This is a genomic window from uncultured Aquimarina sp., from assembly GCF_947492115.1.
GTDB lineage: Bacteria > Bacteroidota > Bacteroidia > Flavobacteriales > Flavobacteriaceae > Aquimarina.
Genome location: NZ_CANLMM010000004.1, coordinates 88,835 through 115,253 on the forward strand (window position 1 = coordinate 88,835; position 26,419 = coordinate 115,253).

At 35.9% G+C, this 26,419-nt stretch carries 9 protein-coding genes; all 9 read left to right on the top strand.

Going from position 1 to position 26,419, the window contains the following annotated elements:
* Window positions 1-16 precede the first annotated feature (16 nt).
* The 9 genes from Q1A73_RS13645 (at window position 17) to Q1A73_RS13685 (ending at window position 26,314) form a co-directional block, all read left to right on the top strand.
* Window positions 17-916, top strand: coding sequence for a DUF6268 family outer membrane beta-barrel protein (locus tag Q1A73_RS13645; RefSeq protein ID WP_299606597.1), 900 nt, complete (start codon window positions 17-19; stop codon window positions 914-916).
* On the top strand, window positions 916-2,079 hold the full coding sequence (locus Q1A73_RS13650) for a sigma-54 dependent transcriptional regulator (RefSeq protein WP_299606599.1): 1,164 nt from the start codon (window positions 916-918) through the stop codon (window positions 2,077-2,079). The genes Q1A73_RS13645 and Q1A73_RS13650 overlap by 1 nt, the downstream gene beginning before the upstream one ends.
* Before the next feature lie 45 nt (window positions 2,080-2,124).
* Window positions 2,125-2,643 carry a hypothetical protein gene (locus Q1A73_RS13655; RefSeq protein ID WP_299606602.1) on the top strand — a complete coding sequence of 173 codons (519 nt, stop codon included), beginning with the start codon at window positions 2,125-2,127 and terminating at the stop codon, window positions 2,641-2,643.
* 130 nt (window positions 2,644-2,773) lie between these two features.
* Entirely contained in the window at window positions 2,774-3,652 is an 879-nt protein-coding gene (locus Q1A73_RS13660) for a PPK2 family polyphosphate kinase (protein WP_299606605.1), read from the top strand.
* A gap of 84 nt (window positions 3,653-3,736) precedes the next feature.
* Window positions 3,737-5,083 carry a M20/M25/M40 family metallo-hydrolase gene (locus Q1A73_RS13665; RefSeq protein WP_299607228.1) on the top strand — a complete coding sequence of 449 codons (1,347 nt, stop codon included), beginning with the start codon at window positions 3,737-3,739 and terminating at the stop codon, window positions 5,081-5,083.
* A 1,225-nt stretch (window positions 5,084-6,308) separates the two neighbouring features.
* Window positions 6,309-12,935, top strand: coding sequence for a glycoside hydrolase family 48 protein (locus Q1A73_RS13670; RefSeq protein ID WP_299606607.1), 6,627 nt, complete (start codon window positions 6,309-6,311; stop codon window positions 12,933-12,935).
* A 315-nt stretch (window positions 12,936-13,250) separates the two neighbouring features.
* Entirely contained in the window at window positions 13,251-15,635 is a 2,385-nt protein-coding gene (locus Q1A73_RS13675) for a cellulase family glycosylhydrolase (protein ID WP_299606609.1), read from the top strand.
* Window positions 15,636-15,765: 130 nt separating this feature from the next.
* Window positions 15,766-22,716 (top strand): PKD domain-containing protein, encoded by a 6,951-nt coding sequence (locus tag Q1A73_RS13680; protein WP_299606612.1) that lies wholly within the window; start codon window positions 15,766-15,768, stop codon window positions 22,714-22,716.
* A gap of 202 nt (window positions 22,717-22,918) precedes the next feature.
* Window positions 22,919-26,314 (top strand): PKD domain-containing protein, encoded by a 3,396-nt coding sequence (locus tag Q1A73_RS13685; RefSeq protein WP_299606614.1) that lies wholly within the window; start codon window positions 22,919-22,921, stop codon window positions 26,312-26,314.
* Window positions 26,315-26,419 lie beyond the last annotated feature (105 nt).

Consider the following 26,419-nt stretch of genomic DNA (forward strand, 5'->3'; position numbering starts at 1 on the left):
TTTTATGAGGTAAAAAATGAATTATAAAAGACTACTTGTGCCCTTTATTTTGATCTGTTGTGCTATTCAAATAGTGCAATCACAAGATACAAATCTGGCTAGAGTAGAATATGCATACATACCTCAGTCCAAAAGTGATAATAGTTACAATAGTCTAAGGGTTTCAGGGAATTACCCTATTCAAATGAATGAAAAAGGTACGTACTTAGTACTGGCCTTTCAGTATCGATTGAATAATCTACAACTTAAGGACGATATTATTGTAGATACTCAAGGTCTACAGGAGTTTCATACATTTGGATTTGAGCTAGGATATACCTTTAAAATGAAGAATGATTGGAGATTTGGAGCAAAATTAGGAACCCGAATTTCTTCTAATTTAGAAGCTTCGGGTGTCGATAGTGACGATTTTAGATATGTAGGTTCTGTCTATTTTGTGAAGAGCTATGGAGATAAAAAAGCAATAAATTCTTCTAGATTGGTGCTTGGTCTTAGGTACGCCTCTCCGGCGAGCATTAATTTTCCATTACCAATCATTAACTATTCAAAACGTTTTCATCCTAATTGGTCCTATTCGTTAGGTACGCCTAAGACAAGTATTAAATATTTTTTTAATGATAAGAATACGTTACAGGCATTTATAGGTTTGGATCGTTTTTATGGTAACATACAGAATAACAGAGCGTTTATAGATGAAAATGGAGATGCAAAACTTGCGGAAAATGCTTCGATGTTACTTATAAATAGTGCTTTGGGTTATGAGTATTATTTTACGGAACATTTATTGTTGTTTGCATATGGTGGATATACATTAAGTAACGAAATCCGCCTTAGAGATAAAAATCAAGAAAATGTATTAGTTCTCAATGATAGAAATACGTTCTATATGCGAGGAGGAATTAAATTAAAATTATAATGGCGAAAATATTAGTTATAGAAGACGAAGCTGCAATCAGAAGAGTACTTGTGAAAATATTATCTGAAGAAAATGATAAATATGAAGTTTTTGAGGCAGAAGATGGATTAGCAGGTATTGATATGATCAAAAGTGATGATTATGATTTGGTATTATGTGATATCAAAATGCCTAAAATGGATGGAGTAGAGGTATTGGAAGCTGCAAAAAAAATAAAACCAGAAGTACCAATGGTAATGATTTCTGGTCATGGAGATTTGGACACAGCGGTGAATACTATGCGTTTAGGAGCTTTCGATTATATTTCTAAACCGCCAGATTTAAATAGACTACTTAACACAGTTCGTAACGCATTGGATAGAAAGGAACTGGTAGTAGAAAATAAAATGCTTAAGAAAAAGGTGTCTAAGAATTATGAAATGATAGGAGAATCTCCTGCTATTACAGACATCAAAAATATGATCGAAAAAGTCGCTGCTACCGATGCTAGAGTGTTGATTACAGGCCCAAATGGAACTGGTAAAGAACTCGTAGCACATTGGATACATCAAAAAAGTGATCGTTCTAAAGGACAAATGATCGAAGTTAATTGTGCGGCAATTCCTGGTGAACTTATCGAGAGTGAATTATTTGGTCATGTAAAAGGTGCATTTACTTCGGCTAATAAAGATAGAGCTGGTAAATTTGAAGCAGCAAATGGAGGTACCATCTTTTTAGATGAAATTGGTGATATGAGCCTTTCTGCACAAGCAAAAGTATTGAGAGCTTTACAAGAAAATAAAATTCAGCGTGTAGGTAGTGATAAAGACATTAAAGTAGATGTAAGAGTAGTTGCTGCAACTAATAAGGACCTGAAAAAAGAAATTGCAGATAACAAGTTTAGAGAAGATCTCTACCATCGTTTGGCTGTTATCCTTGTGAAAGTTCCTGCACTAAATGATAGAAGAGAAGATATTCCGCTTTTGGTAGATTACTTTACCAAGAAGATAGCAGGTGAACAAGGTTCTCCGGTAAAAACATTTTCGGATAAAGCTATTAAGCAATTACAACAATATGATTGGACGGGTAATATAAGAGAGCTAAGAAATGTTGTTGAACGACTTATTATTTTAGGAGGAAACGAAGTAAGTGAGGAAGATGTTAAACTTTTTGCTGCAAAGTAAGGAGAATCATTATCTTGCGACTTATCTCTAATATATTTGCCCCTAATGAAGAGAGTTCTTTTTATCATTTTACTATTTGCTAGCTTTTTATCAAATGCGCAATACGAACCCAGTGCCATTAATTATGGTTTGGTTGCTATCAAAAGTTTCGGTTCTGTAGAAGAGGTCGGATTGGGAGCCCGTTTGGAATATGCTCCTAATTGCTTTACCACTTATATGGGAGAATATAATAGATTGTTTTCTATTGGTGCTAGTGATGAGGTAGAAGGGTATAATGAATTGGCAATTGGAGTAAATTTGATTCTGTTTAATTGGTACCCAACCACAATAACAGCAGGTTTCGGCTATATTGGTAATGATTCTAGTATTTTCGAAGAAATTGAAGATGATGCGTTAATAGCATTTAGAAGTGGAGATTTTAATCATGGAGCTCAGATAAAGCTTAGAGCTTTGCACCAAATATCAATTCCGGTACATATTTTTGCAGAATTAAACATTAAAAGTCTCGGCAGAAGATACGATACATTTCTTATCGGATTTAGCTATGATTTCGATGCCAGATAACCTGCGTTTAGTTTGACGTTAAATTATCAATTGGAGGCACTTCTTATCTATCTATTCTAGTACTTACGACTTTTCTTTTTTCAACAATCCAAAACTTTAGTATCTTACAAAAGATAATACAAATCATACTATGAATACGATCAATCACGAAGATTTTAAAGTTTCTCAATCAATAGAATTGTCTAACGTTCCTACTACATTTGATCTTGGAGCGGATAAAAAGAAAATAGAAAAAGAATTAGAAGAGGTTCGGAAAAAGTTAGGGGACTTTCAAGATACCATTTATGCACATGATAAATATGCCATCCTAATATGTTTACAAGGGATGGATACTGCTGGTAAAGACAGTCTTATTCGCGAAGTTTTTAAAGATTTTAATACCAGAGGTATTGTAGTTCATAGTTTTAAAGTCCCTACAGAACTGGAACTAGGTCATGATTATTTATGGAGGCATTATATAGCCTTGCCACAACGAGGTAAGTTTTCAGTCTTTAATAGGACGCACTACGAGAATGTATTGGTAACCCGAGTACATCCAGAATATATTATGAGTGAAAAACTTCCAAATGTTAACTCGGTAGATGATATTGATGATGCATTTTGGGAAAAGAGATTTGAGCAAATTAGAAACTTTGAAAAGCATATTGCCGAAAATGGCACCTTGATTTATAAATTTTATTTACACTTGTCAAAGGACGAACAAAAAAATAGATTACTTAGAAGGCTAGAAAAGAAGGAAAAAAACTGGAAGTTTTCTGCTGGAGATCTTAAAGAAAGAAAACTTTGGGATCAATATCAGTCTTGCTATCAAGATGCAATTAATAAAACATCTCTTCCACATGCTCCTTGGTATATAATTCCTGCAGATGATAAACCAACTGCGCGATATATTGTAGCAAAAACATTGTACGATACCCTTACGAAGTTTGAAGATATTAAAGAACCAGAATTGGACGATGAAACAAAATCCAATTTATCATTATATAAAGAACAGTTAGAAAACGAATAGTTGATCATTTAGAAAGTTAAATAATTTATATAAAATACCTCAGTGAAAAAGATAGTCCTTATACTTTGCGCATTTTTTTTCTATATGTCCTACGGACAAGAGAAAGTTAATAAAGAAGATTCCATAACCATTAAAAATTTTTATAACTCATCATTATTAAAAGGTAAGAGTTATTCTTGGCTGGATTATTTGTCTAATCAAATTGGCCCAAGATTATCAGGATCTTTAAATGCACAGAAAGCGGTGGAATGGACAGAAGCTGAACTAAAAGAAATAGGCTTAGATAAGGTATGGCTGCAGTCCGTAATGGTTCCAAAATGGACAAGAGGTGTTACCGAGTTTGCTTATATCGAAACACAACCAGGTCAGACTACTAATGTACCTATTTGTGCTCTGGGAGGTTCTGTACCAACTCCAATAGGAGGTGTGAAAGCAGAAATTGTGGAAGTACAAGGGTTAGAAGATCTTCGAAAATTAGGGACTGATAAAATAGAAGGAAAAATCGTTTTCTATAATCGTCCGATGCAGGCAGATTTAATCAATACTTTTGAAGCCTATGGAGGATGTGTTGATCAGAGATATTCTGGAGCTGCTGAAGCTGCTAAATTTGGAGCGGTCGGAGTAATTGTTCGTTCTTTAAATCTAAGATTAGATGATTTTCCTCATACAGGAACGATGAGTTACGGTAATTTAACGGACTTAGAGAAAATACCGGCTGCTGCTATAAGTACAAATGGTGCTGAATTATTGCATTCAATGTTAACACTAAATCCAAAAATCAAGTTTTTGTTTAATATGAACTGTAGAACATGGAAGGATGTTGAATCTTTTAATGTAATTGGAGAAATTACCGGAAGTGAATTTCCAAATGAATATATGGTTGTAGGTGGTCATTTGGATTCATGGGATTTAGGAGATGGTTCACATGATGATGGTGCTGGTGTGGTGCAATCTATGGAAGTATTACGTTTATTCAAAGAAACAGGATATAAACCCAAGAGATCTATTAGAGTAGTTTTATTTATGAACGAAGAAAATGGATTACGAGGAGGTAAAAAATATGCTAAGGTAGCAGAGACTAAAGGAGAAAATCATGTTTTTGCGCTGGAAAGTGATGCTGGAGGTTTTACTCCCAGAGGTTTTTCATTTGATTGTAATATGGATAATTATACTCAGATTCAAAGTTGGAAACCACTTTTTGAACCTTATTTGATACATTATTTTGCAAAAGGTGGAAGTGGAGCAGATATTGGACCATTAAAGAAGGATGGAATTGTTTTAGCTGGCTTACGTCCGGATTCCCAAAGATACTTCGATTATCATCATGCTAAAAATGATACGTTTGATGCCATAAACAAAAGAGAATTAGAACTTGGAGCTGCTACCATGGCAAGTCTAGTTTATCTATTCGATAAATACGGAGTAAAATAAATAATAAATGTTTTGGCTTAACTTACCTTTAATTCTCAGTGTTTTAAAGCGTAATTGACTTGTACTTTTTTATTCTTTAAAAAATAAGAGAAGATTTTAGTAATGTTACCGATTGGCTAGGGGATTCATTTCTAATAATATTCTAATTCATTTAAGTAGCATCCTATCTTTATGATCAATTTGCTATCATAATATTCCTGTAGCGTATAATTCTGTGTTAGTATGTTTTTGTTCAATAAAACACATGTAGAAAGGGGAATATTTCAATTAATTGGACGTAATAATGTGAAAATCTTATGTTTTTGATCTAACCATTTTTTCAAAATTCCAATATACTGTAAGTTATTTCTTGTTTAAAAAATTAACGATTTTAAGAAGATTTTTATAGGAAAACACGTGTAAAATTGTTTTTTTGTTAAATAGGTTTATGGTTTTACCATTGAGATAGTTATTTTTTTTTATAAAAAATTGATTTTTTAAAAATTATTTTTGCCTAAATTTCTTAGTATCTTCTTAACAAAGTGTTTTTTTTCTTTTTTTTTTTAGTTAAGAATCAAATAGCTCATATTTCTTTTTTCCCCTAAAACCGTATGCTATAGAACTGTCTATGAATACTGTCTATGTTTATATGAAGACGTGTTAAGAGGTAGTAAAGGTATCAATGCTCGTACTTTTACATCAGACTTGTTATAACTTTGAGTATCGTTATGATGGTAATCGGATGTTAATAATAAAAAAACGAAAACCAAATCTGATAAAATAAAACATCGATAAACGGAATGATTTAAAATAACACACATTGTGTCATATATTTTCCCTAAAAAATCAATGATACAATTTTAATGACATTGAACTTAAACTAAACTAACTATGCACAAACTCACAACCAAAGAGATACTATTATCTCAAGCGCTATTGTATCTAATAGGATACTTCTGATCTCAAAAACGAAGCGTACATTCTATAGCTGAATTCTCAGAATGATTTTAGACTAATCGGATATTAAGAACCTATAATATTCAGGTAGAATAATTTTAAATTTTAAAATTGGTTAACCAATTCTATCGAGTATTACATTAAAACCAACAAATTCTTTCTAAACCATATCAATTACTAATTAGTCCCAAAAGAAAATTGATTTCACAGCTAGTTTTGTCGTTTCGGTAATGGTAACAAAAAACTTAAAACCTAATCTAAAAACACAATTCTTAAAACTACACTTACAATGAAAAATTTAATTAAAATGGGCACAGTATTCCTATTGTGTTTATTTTGCACACACTTATCCGCACAATTTAATTACGGAGAAGCATTGCAAAAATCTTTGCTTTTTTATGAAACCCAACAATCTGGGGTCTTACCTGACTGGAATAGAATAAGTTGGAGGTCTGATTCTGGAATCAATGATGGAGCAGATGTAGGACTCGATCTAACTGGAGGATGGAATGATGCAGGAGATCATGTAAAATTTGGTTTCCCAATGGCATTTTCAGTCACTGCACTTAACTGGGGGTTTCTAGAATATAAAGATGGGTACGATGCTGCTAATCAAACTGAGCATTTCAAAAGAAACATTAAATGGGTTACAGATTACTTTATTAAATGTCATCCTTCTCCTAATGTATTTTATGCCCAAGTAGCGGATAGTAAATCACAGGACCATAATTTTTGGATGCCAGCCGAGATGGTTGATGTGCATCCTATGTATGGACAACGAAAATCATACGCATTAACAACGGCTAATCCTGGTACAGAAGTAGCTTGCGAGACTGCAGCAGCCTTGGCATCTGCAAGTATTATATTTAAGGATAGTGATCCAGCATATAGTGCGACCTTATTAAGTCATGCAATTGAGTTATATGAGTTTGGAGATACTTATAGAGGATTATATACTTCAGAAGGAAATATCCCGGCAGTGGGGACTTATACATCTGGAAACTTTCAGGATGAATTAACTTGGGGTGCACTTTGGTTATATAAAGCAACTGGAGACCAGAAATATCTGGATAAAGCAGAAGCAGAATATACACAGCCAGATTTTTTATGGAGTTTGGTTTGGGAAGACAAGTCATATGGTAATATGGTTTTATTATCCATTATTACTGGAAAAGACATTTACAAAACGGATGCCGAGCGTCATTTAGATTGGTGGCAAGAAGGTAATGGAGGAGTAAACTATTCTCCGGGAGGTCAGGCTCACTTAACACAGTGGGGATCTTTACGTCATGCCATGAATGCTTCGTTAACAGCATTAATATACAGTGATAATGTAAATACTCCAAAAAGCAGCCAATACAAAAACTTTGCGATTAATCAGGTGAATTATGCATTGGGGGATAATCCTAATAATAGAAGTCTGGTAACAGGTTTCGGTGTAAACCCTCCAACAAAACCGCATCACAGAGGACAGCATTCGAGCTGGTCAAGAAGTAGTGCTAATCCTGTTGAGTCTCGACATACAATGTACGGTGCATTAATGGGAGGACCTGCTAAACCAGATGACTTTTTCGAAGAAGATAGAGATGATTTTCAGGCTAATGAAGTAGCAACTGATTACAATGCTTGTTATCAGGGAGTTTTAGCAAGAATGGTTATGGAATTTGGTGGATCACCATTACCTAATTTTCCACAACCGGAAACTCCAGGATTAGAGTTTGCAAACGAAGTTAAACTCAATAACGATCAAGCAAAATTTACAGAGGTTGCAATCTGGCTTAACAACCGTTCTGGATGGCCAGCAAGAGTTCCGAATACTCTTAAAGCTCGCTACTTCGTAGATATTTCAGAAGGTATCGCAGCTGGATATGCTGCTAGTGATTATGAACTAACGGCTAGAGGAGCTGGAGGAACAACAATTAACGGTCTACAAGAATGGGATGCTGCAAGTAATATTTACTATGCAGAAATAGAGGTGGATCAAGATCAGATGCCATTCCCAGGAGGTCAGGGAGAGTATAGAAGCGAAATACAATTAAGAATTTCTCTTCCTACTAGTGCACCAGAAAGTGCATGGGATGCGTCCAATGATTTTTCGTATCAAGGACTAAATAATACTTTAAAAATTTCTGATAACGTACCAATCTATGCAGATGGAGTATTGGTTGGAGGAAAAGAACCAAATGGTGGAGAAATACCAACTGCTTCTTTTACTGCTACTCCAGAATCCGGAACTGCACCGTTAGAGGTTTCGTTTGATGCTTCTTCTTCTTCGGATCCTAACGGAGATGCGTTAACATACAACTGGGATTTCGGAAATGGACAGACTTCATCAGTAGTAGATCCACTTATTACTTATACAGCAATAGGTTCATATTTAGTGACATTAACCGTTAGTGATGGACAAAATACATCTTCGGAATTTACTAGAACCATTACTGTATTAGATGGTAATATTGCTCCTGTAGCAGATTTTACAGCTACACCAACATCTGGTGTTGCACCTGTATCTGTTAATTTTGATGCATCTGCATCTACAGATGAGAACGGAGATTCACTAACCTATATATGGGATTTTGGAGATGGAGAATCTGGAGCTGGTGTAACCATTACACATGAATATGCAGCCATTGGAGAGTATGAAGCGAAACTAACTGTTAGTGATGGAAGTAAAGAAGATAGTAAAACAATTACCATAACTGTTACAGACGGCAGTCCGATTGCTTCTTTTACAGTAAGCACAGATTCGGGAATTGCTCCTCTAGATGTTACTTTTGATGCTTCAGGATCCGTAGACCCAACAGGTGGTAGCTTAGCATATAGTTGGGATTTAGGTAATGGACAGACCGCTTCTACAGTAAGCACGTCTACTACTTACACACAAATAGGTCAGGTTACAGTGACGCTCACAGTAACAAATGCAGCAGGAGACACAGATGTTGCTACGCAAACGATTAATGTTACTGATGGAAGTACGAGTTGTGCTTTTGATACGCCAATTGCAACACCACTACAAAATATTAATGATAGATATAACAATGTATTTGTCTTAGGTGAAGGTGGTCCAAGTTTAAGTAATTTTAGGGAGTTCTCTATCAATTGGGACTTGCAGAATAATGGATTGTATGAATTCGCAATGAATACAACAGATGGACAACCAAATTGGTATATCGATCTTAGAGACAATCTTACTCAGACCTTTAATTCGGCTAGTCCTGATGCTGTTCTTGCAGGTACTGGAATCCCAGGTTTTGATGGTGCTTATTGGGTGACAATTGACGAAGGAAGTTTTGTAATGGTTTCTAAAACTGCAGGATATACAATTTACTTTACAAACTCTGATGTAGAACCACAATGTGGTACCGTTACTCCAATTGTAGTTGACGGAGGAACAATTACAGGAGGACCATTTACATTTACCGTTGGAGATGGTATTGCGGATAATGTATCTGGAATAACTTTAGCTGGAGCTGAAGGAACCAATAGTACTTGGGTAATCACCGATGATCTAAACAATATTTTAGGATTACCAGCAACATTAGCAGATGTAGAAGGAGTAGATTTTGATGGTGCTGGTACAGGAGTTTGTTTAATATGGCATTTAAGTTTCGAAGACGGATTACAAGGAGCAGCTGTGGGTAATAATGCAGCGGATCTTGTAGGTGATTTTGACCTTTCGAATTCAATTACCGTAACTAGAAATCCAGTGGCTACGCCAGTTGTTGATGGAGGAACAATTACTGGAGGACCATTTACTTTTACAGTTGGTGATGGTATCGCGGATAATGTATCTGGAATAACTTTAGCTGGAGCTGAAGGAACGAATAGTACTTGGCTAATCACCGATGATCTAAACAATATTTTAGGATTACCACCAACATTAGCAGATGTTGAAGGAGTAGATTTTGATGGAGCTGGTACAGGAGTTTGCTTAATTTGGCATTTAAGTTTCGAAGACGGATTACAAGGAGCAGCTGTGGGTAATAATGCAGCGGATCTTGTAGGTGATTTTGATCTTTCGAATTCAATTACTGTCACTAGAAATCCAGCTTCAAATGGAAATGATTGTTCTTTCGAAACACCAATTTCTACAGCTTTACCAAGTATTGATAACAGATATTCTCATGTTCATGTACTAGGAACAGGAGGTCCAAGCTTAAGCAATTTTAGAGAATTCTCAATTAATTGGGATTTACAAAATACAGGATTGTATGTATTTGCTATGAACACAAATGATGGGCAACCAAATTGGTATGTAGATCTTAGAGGTAATTTGACTTATAACTTTAGCGCTGCAAATCCTGAAGCAAGCTTAGCAGGAACAGGAATTGCTGGATTGGATGGAGACTATTGGGTTACTATTAATGAAACTGATTTTGTAATGGTTTCTAAAACAGGAGGATTTACGATATACTTTAGTAATTCTGCTATCGCTCCAGATTGTGACAATAGTGGAGGTAATACTGACCCTGTTGCAGATATTTCAGCAACTCCTATTTCGGGTGATGCACCATTGCTAGTAACTTTTGATGCTTCGGTTTCTTCTGATGCAGATGGAGATGCATTAAGCTATACATGGGATTTTGGTGATGGAAATACAGCCAATGGAGTAACAGTTGAAAATACATTTACTGCTATTGGAACGTATTCAGTAACCTTGGTAGTAGATGATGGAAATGGAGGAACGGACCAAGCTGTTATTACCATTAATGTTACGGATGGTGATATTATCATTACTCCTCCTTCAGATAATGCGTATATCAACAGATTTATAGAGTTACGAAATGAGTTCTATGATCCGGCTAACGGATACTTTAGTGCAGATGGTTCTCCACATCATTCTATAGAAACATTAATTGTGGAGGCACCAGATTATGGTCATGAATCTACAAGTGAATTGTATTCCTATTGGCTATGGTTAGAGGTTATGAACGGAAGAATAACAAAAGATTGGGCACCATTAAGTAACGTATGGGACAAGATAGAACAGTTTATTATTCCTACAACAGCCGACCAACCAACTAATGTAGCTTATAACCCTTCTTCTCCAGCAGCATTTGCAGCAGAATTCCCATTGCCAAGTGATTATCCAGCTCCGTTAGAGTTTAACGCGCCTGTAGGAGTTGATCCTGTTTCTGCAGATTTAACAGCAACCTATGGACCAGATGTATACCAAATGCATTGGTTATTGGATAATGATAATTTTTATGGATATGGTAATCGAGGAGATGGAGTAAGTACACCATCTTATATAAATACATTCCAAAGAGGAGAGCAAGAATCTGTATATGAAACAATACCACATCCGTCTTGGGAGTCATTCGATTGGGGTGGATCAGATGGTTTCTTACCATTATTTGTAGAAGATCAGAATTATGCGCAACAATGGAGATATACAAGTGCTCCAGATGCAGATGCTAGAGCAGTACAAGCAATGTTTTGGGCACAATTATATGCCAAAGAACAAGGAGCTAGTTTAGGAAGCTTAGATTTAGATAAAGCTACCAAAATGGGAGATTATTTGAGAATAGCCATGTTTGATAAATATTTTAAGCCCTTAGGAGTACAAAGTGCTTCTAGTGGAGCGGGGTCTGGATATGACAGTGCACATTACTTAATGTCGTGGTACATGTCTTGGGGTGGTTCGGCAGATCCTGCTTCGCAGTGGGCATTTAGAATAAGTTCTAGTCATTGCCATTTTGGATATCAAAATCCAATGGCTGCGTACGCATTGACGCAAGTGAATGAACTAAAACCTCAATCTCAAAATGGAGAAAGAGACTGGAATGAAAGTTTAACTAGACAAATGGAGTTCTATACTTGGTTACAGTCTAAAGAAGGAGCTATCGCTGGTGGAGCTACTAACAGCTGGAACGGTGATTATAGTGCGTATCCTTCAGGTAAATCTACATTCTACGGAATGGCGTACGACAAAGATCCGGTATATCATGATCCAGGAAGTGGAACTTGGTTCGGATGGCAAGCTTGGTCTATGGAAAGAGTAGCTGAGTATTACTATATTACCAATGATCCAATGGCCAAAAACTTAATGGATAAATGGGTAGCATGGGTAAAAAGCGAAGTAAAACTTATCGGTACGGATGATTTCGAAATTCCGGCTACACTAGAGTGGACTGGAGAGCCTGATACTTGGGACGCTGATAGTCCAGGAAGTAACAATAATTTAAGTGTTACCGTTACGGATTATGGAAAAGATCTGGGAGTTGCAGCTTCTATGGCTAAGGCATTAATTTATTATGCTGCAGCTACTCAGAAACATGCTACTTTTGACACAGACGCTAGAGACCTTGCTAAAGAAGTACTTGATAGAATGTGGAATACCTATAGAGATGATAAAGGAGTATCTTCTCCTGAAGATAGAGGTGATTTCGCAAGAATCTTCGAGCAAGAAGTATATGTTCCAAATGGTTTTACAGGAACGATGCCTAATGGCGATGTGATCGAACCAGGTGTTTCATTCTTGGATATAAGATCTGATTATAAAAATGATCCTGAATTTGATAGACTTCAAACAGCTTATAATGCTGGAGAAGAATATACACAACGTTACCATAGAAGTTGGGCTCAGATAGAAGTTGCTTTGGCTAATGCTGAGTTTGGATTCTTCTTTTCAGATCAAGAACCAGGAACTAAGGCTCCAGAAGAAGTGCTTAAAGTAACAGCGACTCCAAATCCAGCCTCAGAGTTTATCAATATCACAACTAATTTTGATATGAAAAATACGAGAGTTAGAATAATTGATATTGCTGGAAACGTGGTAAGAACAGAATCGCTAGTGAATAAACAAAAGTCTACTAGACTTTCAGTAAATGAATTACCTACTGGAATGTATATCTTAGAAATTTATGATATCATTTCAGGAGATAAATTCAGAGATAAAATTATTAAAAATTAAAGTCCAAAACGAGAGAGGTAGTATATGCCTCTCTCTACTTTTTTTGCCCTTATAAAAGAAGAAGATATAGTGATAGCTATTTATTTTAATCAATTTGATGAAGAAATTGGTTATCACTATATCTTCACTTCTAAAATCTAAATACATAATCAATAAAGATATTTTAGAATATTAAAATTTACTGATAAAATCAGCCACTTAACTTTTATCAATAGTAAAATAAGATGTTACGAATAAGTATCACTCCGTGTTCTAAAAAACTCTAGATGATCAAGTTTCATCTTAGATCAAAAACAATAAAAAAACTAACTACAAATGAGACAATTTATAAACTATACCATAGCACTGCTATTGCTTTTGGGCAATGTGTCAGGTGTCTATGCACAACAACAAAACTGGCTTTCGGTTTCTGGGAATAAATTATTTGATTCCACAGGAAAGGAAGTAAGACTTACTGGGGTAAATTGGTTCGGTTTTGAAACACAAACCTATTTTCCACATGGAATTTGGAGTCGTGATATGAAAAGCGTACTCCAGCAAATCAAAGATTTAGGATTCAATACTATTAGAGTACCCTGGTCTAATGAAATGCTAAACCCAAGTTCTACGATTAGCATCAATTCTTATGGAACTGATGCCTATACTGGAATTTCTCCTATGAATGAGGAAGAATCACAAATCACCAAACCAATAGAACTCATGGATATTTTGGTGCAATGGTGTCAGGATAATGATATTAAAATTGTATTAGATAATCATTCCAGAGCAGCAGATGGATACTTAATAGAAGATCTTTGGTATACCAATGAATATTCAGAACAAAGATGGATCAATGATTGGCTATTCATGGCTGAACGTTATAAAAACTATTCGGCTGTGGTGGGTATGGATTTAAATAATGAGCCTCATGGATCTTCTTGGGGTAATAGCAATCCAGCTACCGATTGGAATAAAGCTGCAGAACGATGTGGAAATGCGATTTTGGAAGTAAATCCTAATGTGTTAATCATTGTAGAAGGCGTTGGTGAGTTTGAAGGAAATTCCTATTGGTGGGGAGGACAATTAATGGGAGCAAGACAATATCCTGTACAATTATCAAACCCTTCGAAATTGATGTATTCTGCTCATGAATATGGACCAGAAGTGGCACCTCAAGATTGGTTTGAAGCAGCTTCATTTCCTCAAAATATGCCACCAATATGGACGGAAAATTTTCATTATTTATACGAAGAAGAAACATCTCCATTATTTATTGGAGAGTTTGGAATTAAAGATCAAGATGCCTTCGGAGGGGTAGCTTTTACCTGGTTTACAGAATGGGTTGATTTTATGGGAAGTATATATTCATGGACTTTTTGGACGATGAACCCAAATTCTGGAGATACGGGTGGAATATTACAAGATGATTGGACTAGTGTAAATGAATGGAAAATGGATGTGCTTCGACCACACTTCGCACCATTTATTCCAAATGTTATTGGGGGCACAGGTAATTTACCACCTTCTGCTAGTTTTACAAATGATCTTAGTTCTGGTAATGCACCATTAACAGTACAATTTGATGCTTCTCAATCTTCAGATCCCGATGGTGATACACTATCGTATTCTTGGAATTTTGGGGATGGAACCACAGCTACTGGTGTTAGCATTTCACATGTTTTTGACACACCTGGCAGCTATCAGGTAAGTTTAACAGTTAGTGATGGTTCTTTGAATGATACAACTAGTAAAACTATAACTGTAAATGATGATACTACTCCAGTAATTACAGCAAGTATTTCGGTAGATAGTAATTCTGGAATAGCTCCTGCGACAATTACTTTTGATGGATCAGGTTCTACTTCATCAGATGGAAGCAGTTTATCATACAACTGGGATTTTGGTGATGGTACTTCTGGTACAGGGTCTATTGTAAGTCATGATTACACAACAGCAGGGGATTACATTGCTATCTTAACAGTAACAAACACTGATGGAATTTCGGATACGGATCAATTAACGATAACCATAACAGGATCAGGTAATGGAGGCGATTGTACATTTGGTGCTCCATTAGCAAATCCTCTGCCAACCATTGCTAATAATTCTTATTCTAATATTTACGTATTAGGATCTGGAGGTCCAGACTTAAGCAATGTGACTAATTTTACAATCAACTGGGATCTACAAAATAATGGATTATGGCAATTCTCTATGAATACCAATAATGGAGTTCCAAGTTGGTGGAATGATCTTAAAAACAATGTAACTAGTCAAAATTTTAATTCAGCACAGCCAAGTATAACACTTTCTGGAACTGGATTTGCAAATCTTGATGGGGCGTATTACGCAACACAAGATGGTCAAAATTTTGCTCTAGTAGCTCAGGATAAAACCTACACCATTTATTTTAGTAATAGTGATACGGCACCTAATTGTACAGATCAATTAAGAAAACCTGAAGAGAATACTAGTATTGAAATCAAAGCTTATCCAAATCCTGTCTCTGATAAGTTAATGATATCATCAAACAGTATTCTTAAAACCAATCAGGTAGATATTGTTGATGTAACAGGTAAAGTGCTGAAAAAAGTTTCTTTAAACAAAGACATGAATGCGAATTTTATTGAAGTAGATCTAGTGGATTTAAAATCAGGGATTTACTTTTTGAAAATCAGAAACCAAAAAGAAACAATCACAAAACAGATTATAAAACAATAATAAAATCATCAAAGGAAAGAGATTATTACCTTCCTTAACTCTTTAGTCTCTTTCCTTTTTTATAGCATTCAAAAACAGCTTTTTTAAATAAAAAGTACAACAAAACAATTCAAAAAACTCACAACTTATTATGGGACCAACACCAAAAAATAAGTGTGGATGGCTCGCGTATTTTAAAAATGTACGTAAGACGCTTTTTTACACAATAGGAGTTCTCATTTTATCTGGTCTGGTAGCACTATCTTCATTCAATATGATGTATGATGGTACTGCCGGTCCGGAAATGACAACACAAACCTGGCCTGCAGGAACTTTTCTGGCCAACTTTCCGGAAGGGGATAGAATTAATACCTACCACCGCAATTATTTAATGATTAATGGCCAAGCTGGAACAGGAGTTTGGGACATCTCTAATCCTACGGCTCCAAAAAGAGTTCAATTTAGTGATGCAGCAAATAATGGACATCGGTGGTGGAAACTAGATGGCGATCTTTTTTATAGAGAATATTCTGTGCCAGAAGTAGAAGGTACTGGCTATAAATATCTGGATCTTTCTGATATGTTAGATCGTAAGCCTGTTACTTCTTCGGATATTTTATATACCGTAGAAGATGGACAGTCTAACTATGATAATTTAGAAACATTTCCGCATACAATTAATGGCAGTCGAGTATTCGACATGAGATCAGGAGTGCAGGTAGATGATATACCTGTTTCGGTCTCACTACCAGATGTAGTAGTGCGTGTAGGGAATTATGTCTTTTACGCTCCTCAAACTGGTGATATTAGTGTTTTCGATTTTGGAAATCCTGATGATATTAAGTTTTTAGGATCTTTTGGTGGAGATATTCCGCATGAACAATATAGTACCGGAATTCAGCTTTGGAGAAACTATCTAGTTTTTATGAGTGGGAACCAAGGTCCTGATGCATTAGTAGGTTTTGATATTAGTGATCCTACAAATGTAAAAAGAGGATTTAGCTTGCATTCTGATCAGATTACTTTAGGGAGATACATGATTTTTCAGGATGAATATGGTTTTTCTGGAAGATTTGACAGAGGAGTGAAGTTCAATTTTGAAACAATGGAAATTGAACAAGAGTTTATACCTCCTTCTAGTGATGAAACGCTACAGTTTATAGACAATCAATGGATGCCAATCGGGCATATTTTGGTAGCTAGTGGAGATGATAAGACATCGATTTTCGCCCATCAAGACGGATTAGATACTAAAGCCCCTTCTGTTGGATATCATTTTCCAGTAGCGGGAGCAATTAATCAACCTATTACCACAACTATTGGTTTTGTAATTAACGAAACTCTAAATGATCTTACCCTTAATGATCAAACAATTCAGGTAAGTCCGTTAGGTGGTCAGCCGATTAAAGGAGATATAACAACTACCTCTTATCAAGTTATTAATTATGCCCCAAAAGAAAAGTTATTACCTAATACTACGTATGAAGTAAAGTTTGTAGAAGACGGAATAAAAGATGCTGTTGGTAATGGAATGGAAGAATACACATTTTATTTTACTACAGGAGGAGATTCTTCTAACCAATCTCCAGAAGTTACTAATATAGAATTGAATATTCCATCACCAATAATTGTGGGTACTAATTTAGAGTTTACCGTAAATGCCACAGATCCTGACGGTAATTCATTGAACTACCGATGGGATTTTGGTGATGGTTCTCCAAAAACAGATTGGATTGGTAATACTTCGAATCACATTTTTACCGAAGCAGGAAACTACACTGTTCAGGTACAGGTTTCTGATAATAATGGTGGATTTGCAGTAGCATCTCAGTCAATAGTGGTGACTAATAATATAGCTGACAGTGGACCAAAGCAATCAAGTCCAATTATAGTGGATGAGGATAATAGAATTGTATGGTCTGTCAACCCAGATAATAATTCAGTTACACTTATAAATGCTGATAATTTTTCCATTATCGACGAAGTTACTGTAGGAGAAGATCCAGTAAATATAGCATTGGATACTAATGATAATGCTTGGATCACCTGTAGAGATTCGGATGAACTCTATATTCTAAATAATCAAGGTATTCTTATAAAGAAAATAGCTTTAGATAGAGGATCTAGACCTTACGGTATTGTATTTACTCCAGATGGCACTCGTGGTTTTGTTTCTGCTTTTGGATCAGGAGAATTGATAGAGGTTAGCGCTGCCACAAATACTCTTACATCTTCAATTGCTATAGGAAATACGCCAAGAGCACTTGCTATAACAGGTGATGGTAAAAAGCTATTAGTAACAAGATTTATATCACCAGATCAGGAAGGTCAAATATGGGAAGTAGATCTATCTACTTTTACTCTTCAAAATACCATTGGGTTAGCATTGGATGATTTTACAGTGGATAACGGTAATGAAGGTAGAGGATTGCCTAATTATATTGCTGGAATCAGTATTCATCCAGATAACAATACAGCTTGGTCTGTAGCAAAAAAAGATAATACATTACGAGGTTTGGCTAGAGATGGAAAAACATTAACTTTTGATAATGTGGTACGAACTGCAATATCACCTCTAAATCTAACAACCGGAACCGAGATCCTTCAGAATAGGCTAGATATTGATAATCATGGTCAGCCTTCTTCGGCATTGTTTAGTCCTACAGGAAATTATCTTTTTATCACGATGCAAGGTAATAACCGAATCGTAGTTATTGATCCTAAAACTGGTTTAGAACTAAATAAAAAAGATGTAGGTAAAGCACCTCAGGGAATGGTGTTTGATCAAACTACGAATCGATTATTTGTGAAGAACTTTATGGATCGGACGGTTACTGTATTTGATGCAGATCAAATGGTTACACAAGGAACAACACTCTTAGAAGAAATAGCAACAATACATACGGTTACTCAAGAATCATTAAGTGCTGAGGTTCTTAAAGGAAAACAGATATTCTATGATGCCGCTGATATTAGAATGGGAACAGATGGTTATGTAAGTTGTGCTAGTTGTCATATTGATGGAACCCAAGATGGAAGAATCTGGGATTTTACAGATCGTGGAGAAGGGCTTCGTAACACTATTTCTTTAGTTGGTCGAGCAGGAACTGGTCATGGAAGAGTACATTGGAGTGCCAACTTTGATGAGATTCAAGATTTTGAGAATGATATTCGTTTTCATTTCAAAGGACAAGGATTTATCGATAATGCTACTTTTAATGAAGGTACTACAGCATTAACTTTAGGAAGTCCAAAAGCTGGTAAATCTCCTGATTTAGATGCTTTAGCAGCGTATATTGAATCTTTGAATCAATTTGACCCAAGTCCATACCGAAATCAAGATGGTTCCTTGACCGCCGATGCAGTAGCTGGAAAATCAATTTTCGCAGATCTGCAATGTATGTCATGTCATGGTGGAGATAATTTTACAGATAGTCCATCCGGAAAATTACACGATGTAGGGACTATTATTCCTACAAGCGGGAATCGTTTAGAAAAATCATTGCTAGGGATAGACGTTCCAACGTTAAAAGATGTTTGGGCTACTGCGCCATATCTTCATGATGGGTCTGCTCCAACAATTAGAGATGTACTAACGACCTATAATCCAAATGACGCACACGGAGCGGTATCTACATTGAGTGCTAGTGAAATTGATCAACTAGAAGCATATATCAAGCAGATAGATGGTTCAGAGTCCGCGATAGCAGGAACTCAACTATTAGAAATATCTTCTCCAGTTGATGGAGCTCAAATTGATACTTCGGATGCTGTAAGACTAGCTGTAAATACCAATATTACGGATGTTTCTAAAATCGAATATTATATAGATGATGATTTAATAGGAAGTGTAGCAACCTCGCCTTATGAAATGGATTGGAACCCTGTGATTTGGAAAACGTATAGAATAACAGCAAAGGTTTTCTATAATGCGGGCAAAACAGCTTCGATTACACCAGAAATTGAAGTAAACTACAAGAATACGATCAAAGTGATGTTTGTAGTAGGAGATAAGGATAATCTTTCTAATGAAGATCAACGTATAAAATCCAGATTGGAACAAAAGTTAGGATTTGCAATTACGTTATTCTCTGATGAAGAAGCTACCAGTCCTCAATCTGCTAATCCTTTTGATTTAGTATTAATTTCCTCTTCCGTAGATCCTAGAGAACTAGGGAATGATCTGGAAGGTGCACGTGTGCCATTAATGACATGGAATCCTTTTATGTATGGAAAACTAAGAATGACTTCAGGATCATTAAATTCTGGTTTTGGAATTACTTCTGAAGGATTTTCTAAGGTTACCATTGCAGATACAGATCATCCAATGGCAGCTGGTGCTGATGCTCAAACCGCTTTATATGGAATCACTCAGAGTTTACCATTCGGGAACCCATCTGATGAAGCTATTATTGTGGCAAAAGCAGGAACGCAACCAATTTTGTTTGGATACGAAGCCAGCATTTCAATTCCATCCAGAAGAACAGCCTTTCCATTAAGAGATCAGTTTATGCATTTACTAACCGAGCAAGGGCTTAAAATGTTTGATGCTGCGGTTATCTGGACATTACATGGTGGTGATGCTACTACTCCAATTGGACCATTGCCAGATATCTTCTTTACATCTCTAGTAGATGGGCAAATGGTGAATGCTCCAATAACCATCAATTTTGAAACAGAAGGTTGGGAATTACCTTCACAGCAATATAAACTTCGATTTAAAATAGATGGTCAGGACAGAGGATTGATTGATGCCGAAGGTCCTCATACAGATGGAACAGCTTTATCGGAAGGTCCTCATGAATTAACCTTGCAAATGGAACGTAGTGATAACTCAGTTACAGATCTGGGAGAAACAATTACGGTAATTGTCACCAAAGATCAGTTACCTCAAGACCCTACGGTTATGATACAATCTCCTTCTAATGGTGGATTGGTAGGTCCGGATTTTGAAATAGAGTTTACCACATTCCTATGGGATATTACTCCAAATAGTCAGCATATTAAATATTTTATTGATAATGTAGAACAAGGTTCCTTGTATACAGTTGCACCAATTGCGGTTTCAAATCTTACTGAAGGAGAACATACAATAAAACTAGTAAGAGCTGCTGCGGATGGAGAAATAGTTGGAGATCCTACGGAGATTACGATTACTGTAGATGAAAGATTTGGAGATTTACCAGATACAGATTTCAGTGTGGAATATCGTGATAATAGTTCAGGAGTTGCTACTGTAGAATTAAAACCAGTATTCCAAATTGTAAATGAATCTAATCAAAGTGTTTCGTTAGATGATTTCAAAATAAGATATTGGTTTACTCCAGAACATGATATTCCGATGAACTTTAATATTGACTATTCACAACCTACCGGTGTTAATGGTACTTTTGGAGTTCAGGATGGTGAGCATTATGTAGAAGTAGGTTTCTCTTCATCATCAGGTAATATAAATGCAAATGGTAAGTCTGGACAGATACAAACCAGATTACATCATGCAGGATTCCAAACACATAATCAGAGTAATGATTTCTCCTACGATGGTTCTAAAACTTCGTTAAAACCACATGTACTCGTAACATTGTACTATCAAGGAGTATTAGTTTGGGGATTAGAACCAATTTCGGGAGACAATACCAATAGAAGCCCGAATGCATTGATAACGAACAATGTTAGTTCTGGAGAAGCTCCGTTAGCTATTAGTTTTGATGCCAGTAATTCTACTGATCCAGATGGTGATGTGCTTACTTACAATTGGGATTTCGGAAATGGTGATACAGCTACAGGAGTAACTACTTCATATACATATCAACAGGTTGGAACCTATCAAGTGGTACTTACAGTAGATGATGGCAATGGAAAGACAGATACCGATACTCAGACAATAGAAGTACAAAGTACCTTACCTGGATTGGAAGCTAATTTTACGGCTACGCCAGTTTCTGGAGATGTTCCGTTACTAGTCAGTTTTGATGCTTCAAGTTCTGTTTTCCCTTCAGGATCTAGCATTGATTATTTATGGGATTTTGGAGATGGCAATACTAGTAATTTAGAAACCCCTTCGCATACTTATACTTTAGCTGGATCTTATGCTGCTACTTTAACCATTAGTGATGGAGTACAATCAGATACATCGATACCAACGACAATTACTGTTTTGGAAGGAAATGTAGCTCCTGAGGCAAGTTTTGATACTTCTGTAACTACAGGAATAGCTCCATTGATCGTAGCTATGGATGCATCAGCATCTTCAGATGCAAATGGAGATGCTTTAGAATATGTATGGGATTTTGGCGATGGTACTACGGGAAATGGTGAAACTGTAAATCATACATATACTATAGAAGGGGTATATACAATTACATTGACGGTGAGTGATGGTTCTTTGTCAGATAGCGTAGCACAAACTATTACCATTACCCAACCATCATCTGGTAATGATTGTAGTTTTGGAGCACCAATGAGTACCGCATTACCAACCTTAGCTAATATTTCCTATGATAAAGTTTATGTGCTAGGTCAGAATGGTCCAGATTTGAGTAACGTAAACAATTTTACAGTCAATTGGGATTTACAAAATAATGGATTATGGCAACTTTCTATGAGCACAAATAATGGAAATCCAGGATGGTGGATAGATTTGAAAGCTGCTATTACCAGCCAAACATTTGGGCAAGTGGGGCCTGATATTGTTTTGTCTGGAACTGGAATATCAAATTTTGATGGTGCTTATCTGGTAACCATGGATGGAGATAATTTTGTTCTGGTCTCTAAAAGTGGAGAATATACCATTTATTTTACGAATCAGAGCGACATTCCCGACTGTCAAAATAAAGAAAATGATCCTTCATTGTCAGAACAATCTTTAAGTGTAACTGCTTTTCCAAATCCGGTAACAGATTATCTAATATTAGATAGTAATTACAGTTTTAAAGATGCCTTCATTCGTGTGGTTGATATTAGTGGAAAAACAATATCATCTAGATATGTTCAAGACAATATAAAAGAAATGAAACTTGATATGACTTCAGTTCAGTCAGGTATGTATTTTATTCAGATTCAAGTAGACAGAAAAACAATAATTAAACAGATTGCCAAATAAATGTGAAACTGTTGGGTGTCAAATTCTTCATAGGCATCCAACAGTTATCTAAAACATCAGATTAAAGAAGTAAAAGTGATCGTTGATCCAGGACTAAAAAGGGGAATGTCTTGTGATTAAGTGATGCTGTGTTGATAGTTGGAGTACAAAAGATACAATTCAAAAAACAACAAATTTAAAAACTCAACTAATCTATTTTAAGATGAAAACTAACATTAGCACAATAACATTTCTATGCTTACTATTTTTTGGTATGGAATCGTTTTCGCAAAGAATGCCATCATCAGACTTTGTCTACACGGATGGTGAGAAATTTATGCTAGACGGAAGACCCTATTATTTTTCTGGGGCCAATGTATATGACTTTTTTACTTATGGTTCTTCTAGCGGTGATATCGAAACGCAATTTATGGACAAAGATCGCATTGATGAACATATGCGAAGGTTATATGAAAATGGAGTGAGAGTAGTACGACTATGGGGTTTTAGCCACGAGGATTGGCATGGATTCGAACCTCAAAAAGGAGTCTACAGTGAAGGACAATTTTCACTATTTGATTATGTGATCAAATCTGCAGAAGCAAATGGTATTAAACTGATCGTGGCTTTAGAAAATTACTGGAATGATTACGGAGGCATCAAAGATCGACTCAAATGGGAAGGTATCGAGGTAGAAGGAGCTGGAACGCATGATCAAGGACAGTTCTTTACAAATGCCTCTGCTATTCAAGGGTATAAGGATTATGTAGAATATTTTCTTACTCGTGTTAATCACTATGACGGTGTAGAATATAGAAATGATCCTACAATTCTCGCTTGGGAGTTGATGAATGAACCAAGATATCAAGGATTTGGAGATGATGTAACTTCTGATGTATTAAGAGCTTGGGTAGATGATATGGGAGCTTTTATCAAAGCTATTGACTCCAATCATTTATTAAGTACTGGTTTAGAAGCACATGGAACTCGATATGGATTTGGTGGAGATGAAGGAAATGATTTTATCAAAATTCATCAATCGCCCTATATAGATTTTGCTTCTGCACATCCCTACATTAGAGAAAGTTGGTCTAATTTTACATTAGAAGAAACCTTAAAACTAGTCTGTGATTGGGCTGATGAATCTCATCAAATTCTAAAGAAACCATTATACATCGGAGAATTTAATGTTGAAATTCAAGAGCGATACGAATGGTGGGAAGAAATGTATGGATTCATTGAACAAAAAAAGATTGGTGCTAGTGCGTTTTGGTGGTTTCCAGATAACAATACACCAAGGGATAAATTCGGAGTTTTTGAAGGAGATGTAGAAGTGGCTATTTATAAAGAGCATTCCCTAAAAATGGAAGCAATGTCTGGAGGAGAAGCTATTTATTTATCATTAATGTCTCCAAAATCTGGTGATAAATACGTTTCAGGAAGTACGGTTCATATAGAAGCCAACTTATTAAATGAAAGTAATAATGTTCTTAAGGTAGAATTTTTTAGTAATGGAGAATTAGTAGGTGAGGATACTACAGCTCCTTATGAATTAGATGTAACTGGATTGCCAGATGGAAATTATCAAATTACATCTGTAGCTACAGGAATTAACGGTATTACCAAAACATCAACTCCGAGAAACATTCAAATTGGTGGAGATGGCATTCTAACATTGGAGTATAAGGATGCTTCAGAAGGAGCAGTTACCAATATTATCAAACCACATTTTAGAATTTTTAATAATTCTTCAGAAGATGTTGCATACGCTGATCTAAGTATTCGCTATTGGTTTGAAACAGAAACGGATTTACCGCTGAATTTCTTTGTGGATTATGCAATGATCGGTAGTAATAATGTAAAGGGACAAATCGTAAATACCGAAGGGAATAATCATTATTTGGAGATTACTTTTGATCCAGCAGCAGGTATGCTAGGAAGAAGTGATGGTTCTGGTAGAATGGAACCCAAAATAGCCAATAGTAATTGGTCAGATACGGATCAATCTAATGATTACTCGTATGACGGAACCAAAAAAGAGTTTGCGCCTTGGGATCAAGTAGCATTATATCTCAATGGAAAGTTAGTTAGCGGGATCGAACCTGGCGGAAGTAATGCTCCCGTAGCAAGAGTAATGGCAACACCAGTTTCAGGTTTTGTACCATTGTTAGTAGATTTTGATGCCTCAGCTTCTAGTGATCCTAATGGTGACACACTATCGTATGCTTGGGATTTTGGAAATGGAGATACTGCGGTTGGAGTGACTACATCTTATGAATTTACACAAATAGGAGATCAATTAGTAACACTTACCGTAACTGATCCCGATGGAAACTCTAATAGTACTGCAATAACAATAGAAGTACAAGATGCTAATCAGGCTCCTATAGCTCAATTTACATCAGATGTTGATCTTGGAATTGCCCCATTATTGGTAAGTTTTGATGCGTCTGGGTCTTCCGATTCTGATAATGATGTATTAACGTATTCATGGGATTTTGGAAATGGTGATACAGCTACTGGAATTACTACCGATTATGAATTTATAAATCCAGGAGTCTATGAAGTCAAGCTTACCGTAAGTGATGGGAAATTAGAGGATATGATTACTAAATCAATAACCGTTTCTGATGGAAGTCTTATTGTTGACTTTACAGCGGATAATCAATCAGGGTCTGCTCCTTTGGTAGTAAGTTTCGACGCATCAGCATCTTCTGACCCATTAGGGAATCCACTTTCATACACTTGGGATTTTGGAGACGGTACTACTGGAAATGGAGTTAGTATTACACATACATTTGATAGCATTGGAACATACCTAGTTTCATTAACGATCGATAATGGTGTTGGACAAACAGCTACAAAATCGCTAGAAATTTCTGTTACTGATGCACCTAGTGGTGGTTTAGTACTAGAATATATTGATGGAGGGAGAGGAAATGCAACGGATAATATGATCAATCCACATCTCAGAATAGTAAATAATGGAGGCCAATCGGTATCTTATGAAGAGCTGAGCATTAGATATTGGTTTACTTCAGAAGATAATAATGATCTTAATTTTTGGTGTGATTGGGCACAACTAGGAACTAATCTTGTGAATGGTACTTTTGGTCAGGATAGAGGTATGGATTATTTAGAAATTACTTTTGATATCGGTGCTGGAGTATTAGATCCTTCTCAAAATTCAGGACCTATTCAAACTCGTTTTGCCAAAGCAAACTGGAGTGCCTTTAATGAATCAGATGATTATTCATATCAATCTGCTGGAACAGCGTACGAATCAAATCAAAATATAACCCTATATAGCAATAATAACTTGGTTTGGGGTGTAGAACCATCCTCTTCTTTGGTGGCATCAAGAATTTTTGATGAGATTAAGGTATTTCCAAATCCAACAAAGGATCTTGTCAACCTTTCAGGTCTTGAATCTCTTAAAAATCCAGAATATAAGCTGACTGATTTTGTTGGAAACGTCATCAAAACAGAAAAACTAAAAGAGCAACAAAAGCAAGTGTCTATCTCATTTCAAGGATTGCATCAAGGAGTTTATATTCTTGAAATAAAAGATACAGAAAGCAATCAAACCATTCTAAAGAAAATTTTTGTAAACAGATAACTCAGATATCAGGTATTTCAGGAAAGAATGATAAAGAATAGGGACAATTAAAAGCTTCCTAAGATTGTTTTCTCTTGTCATAATTTTTCCTGAAATACTTAACGA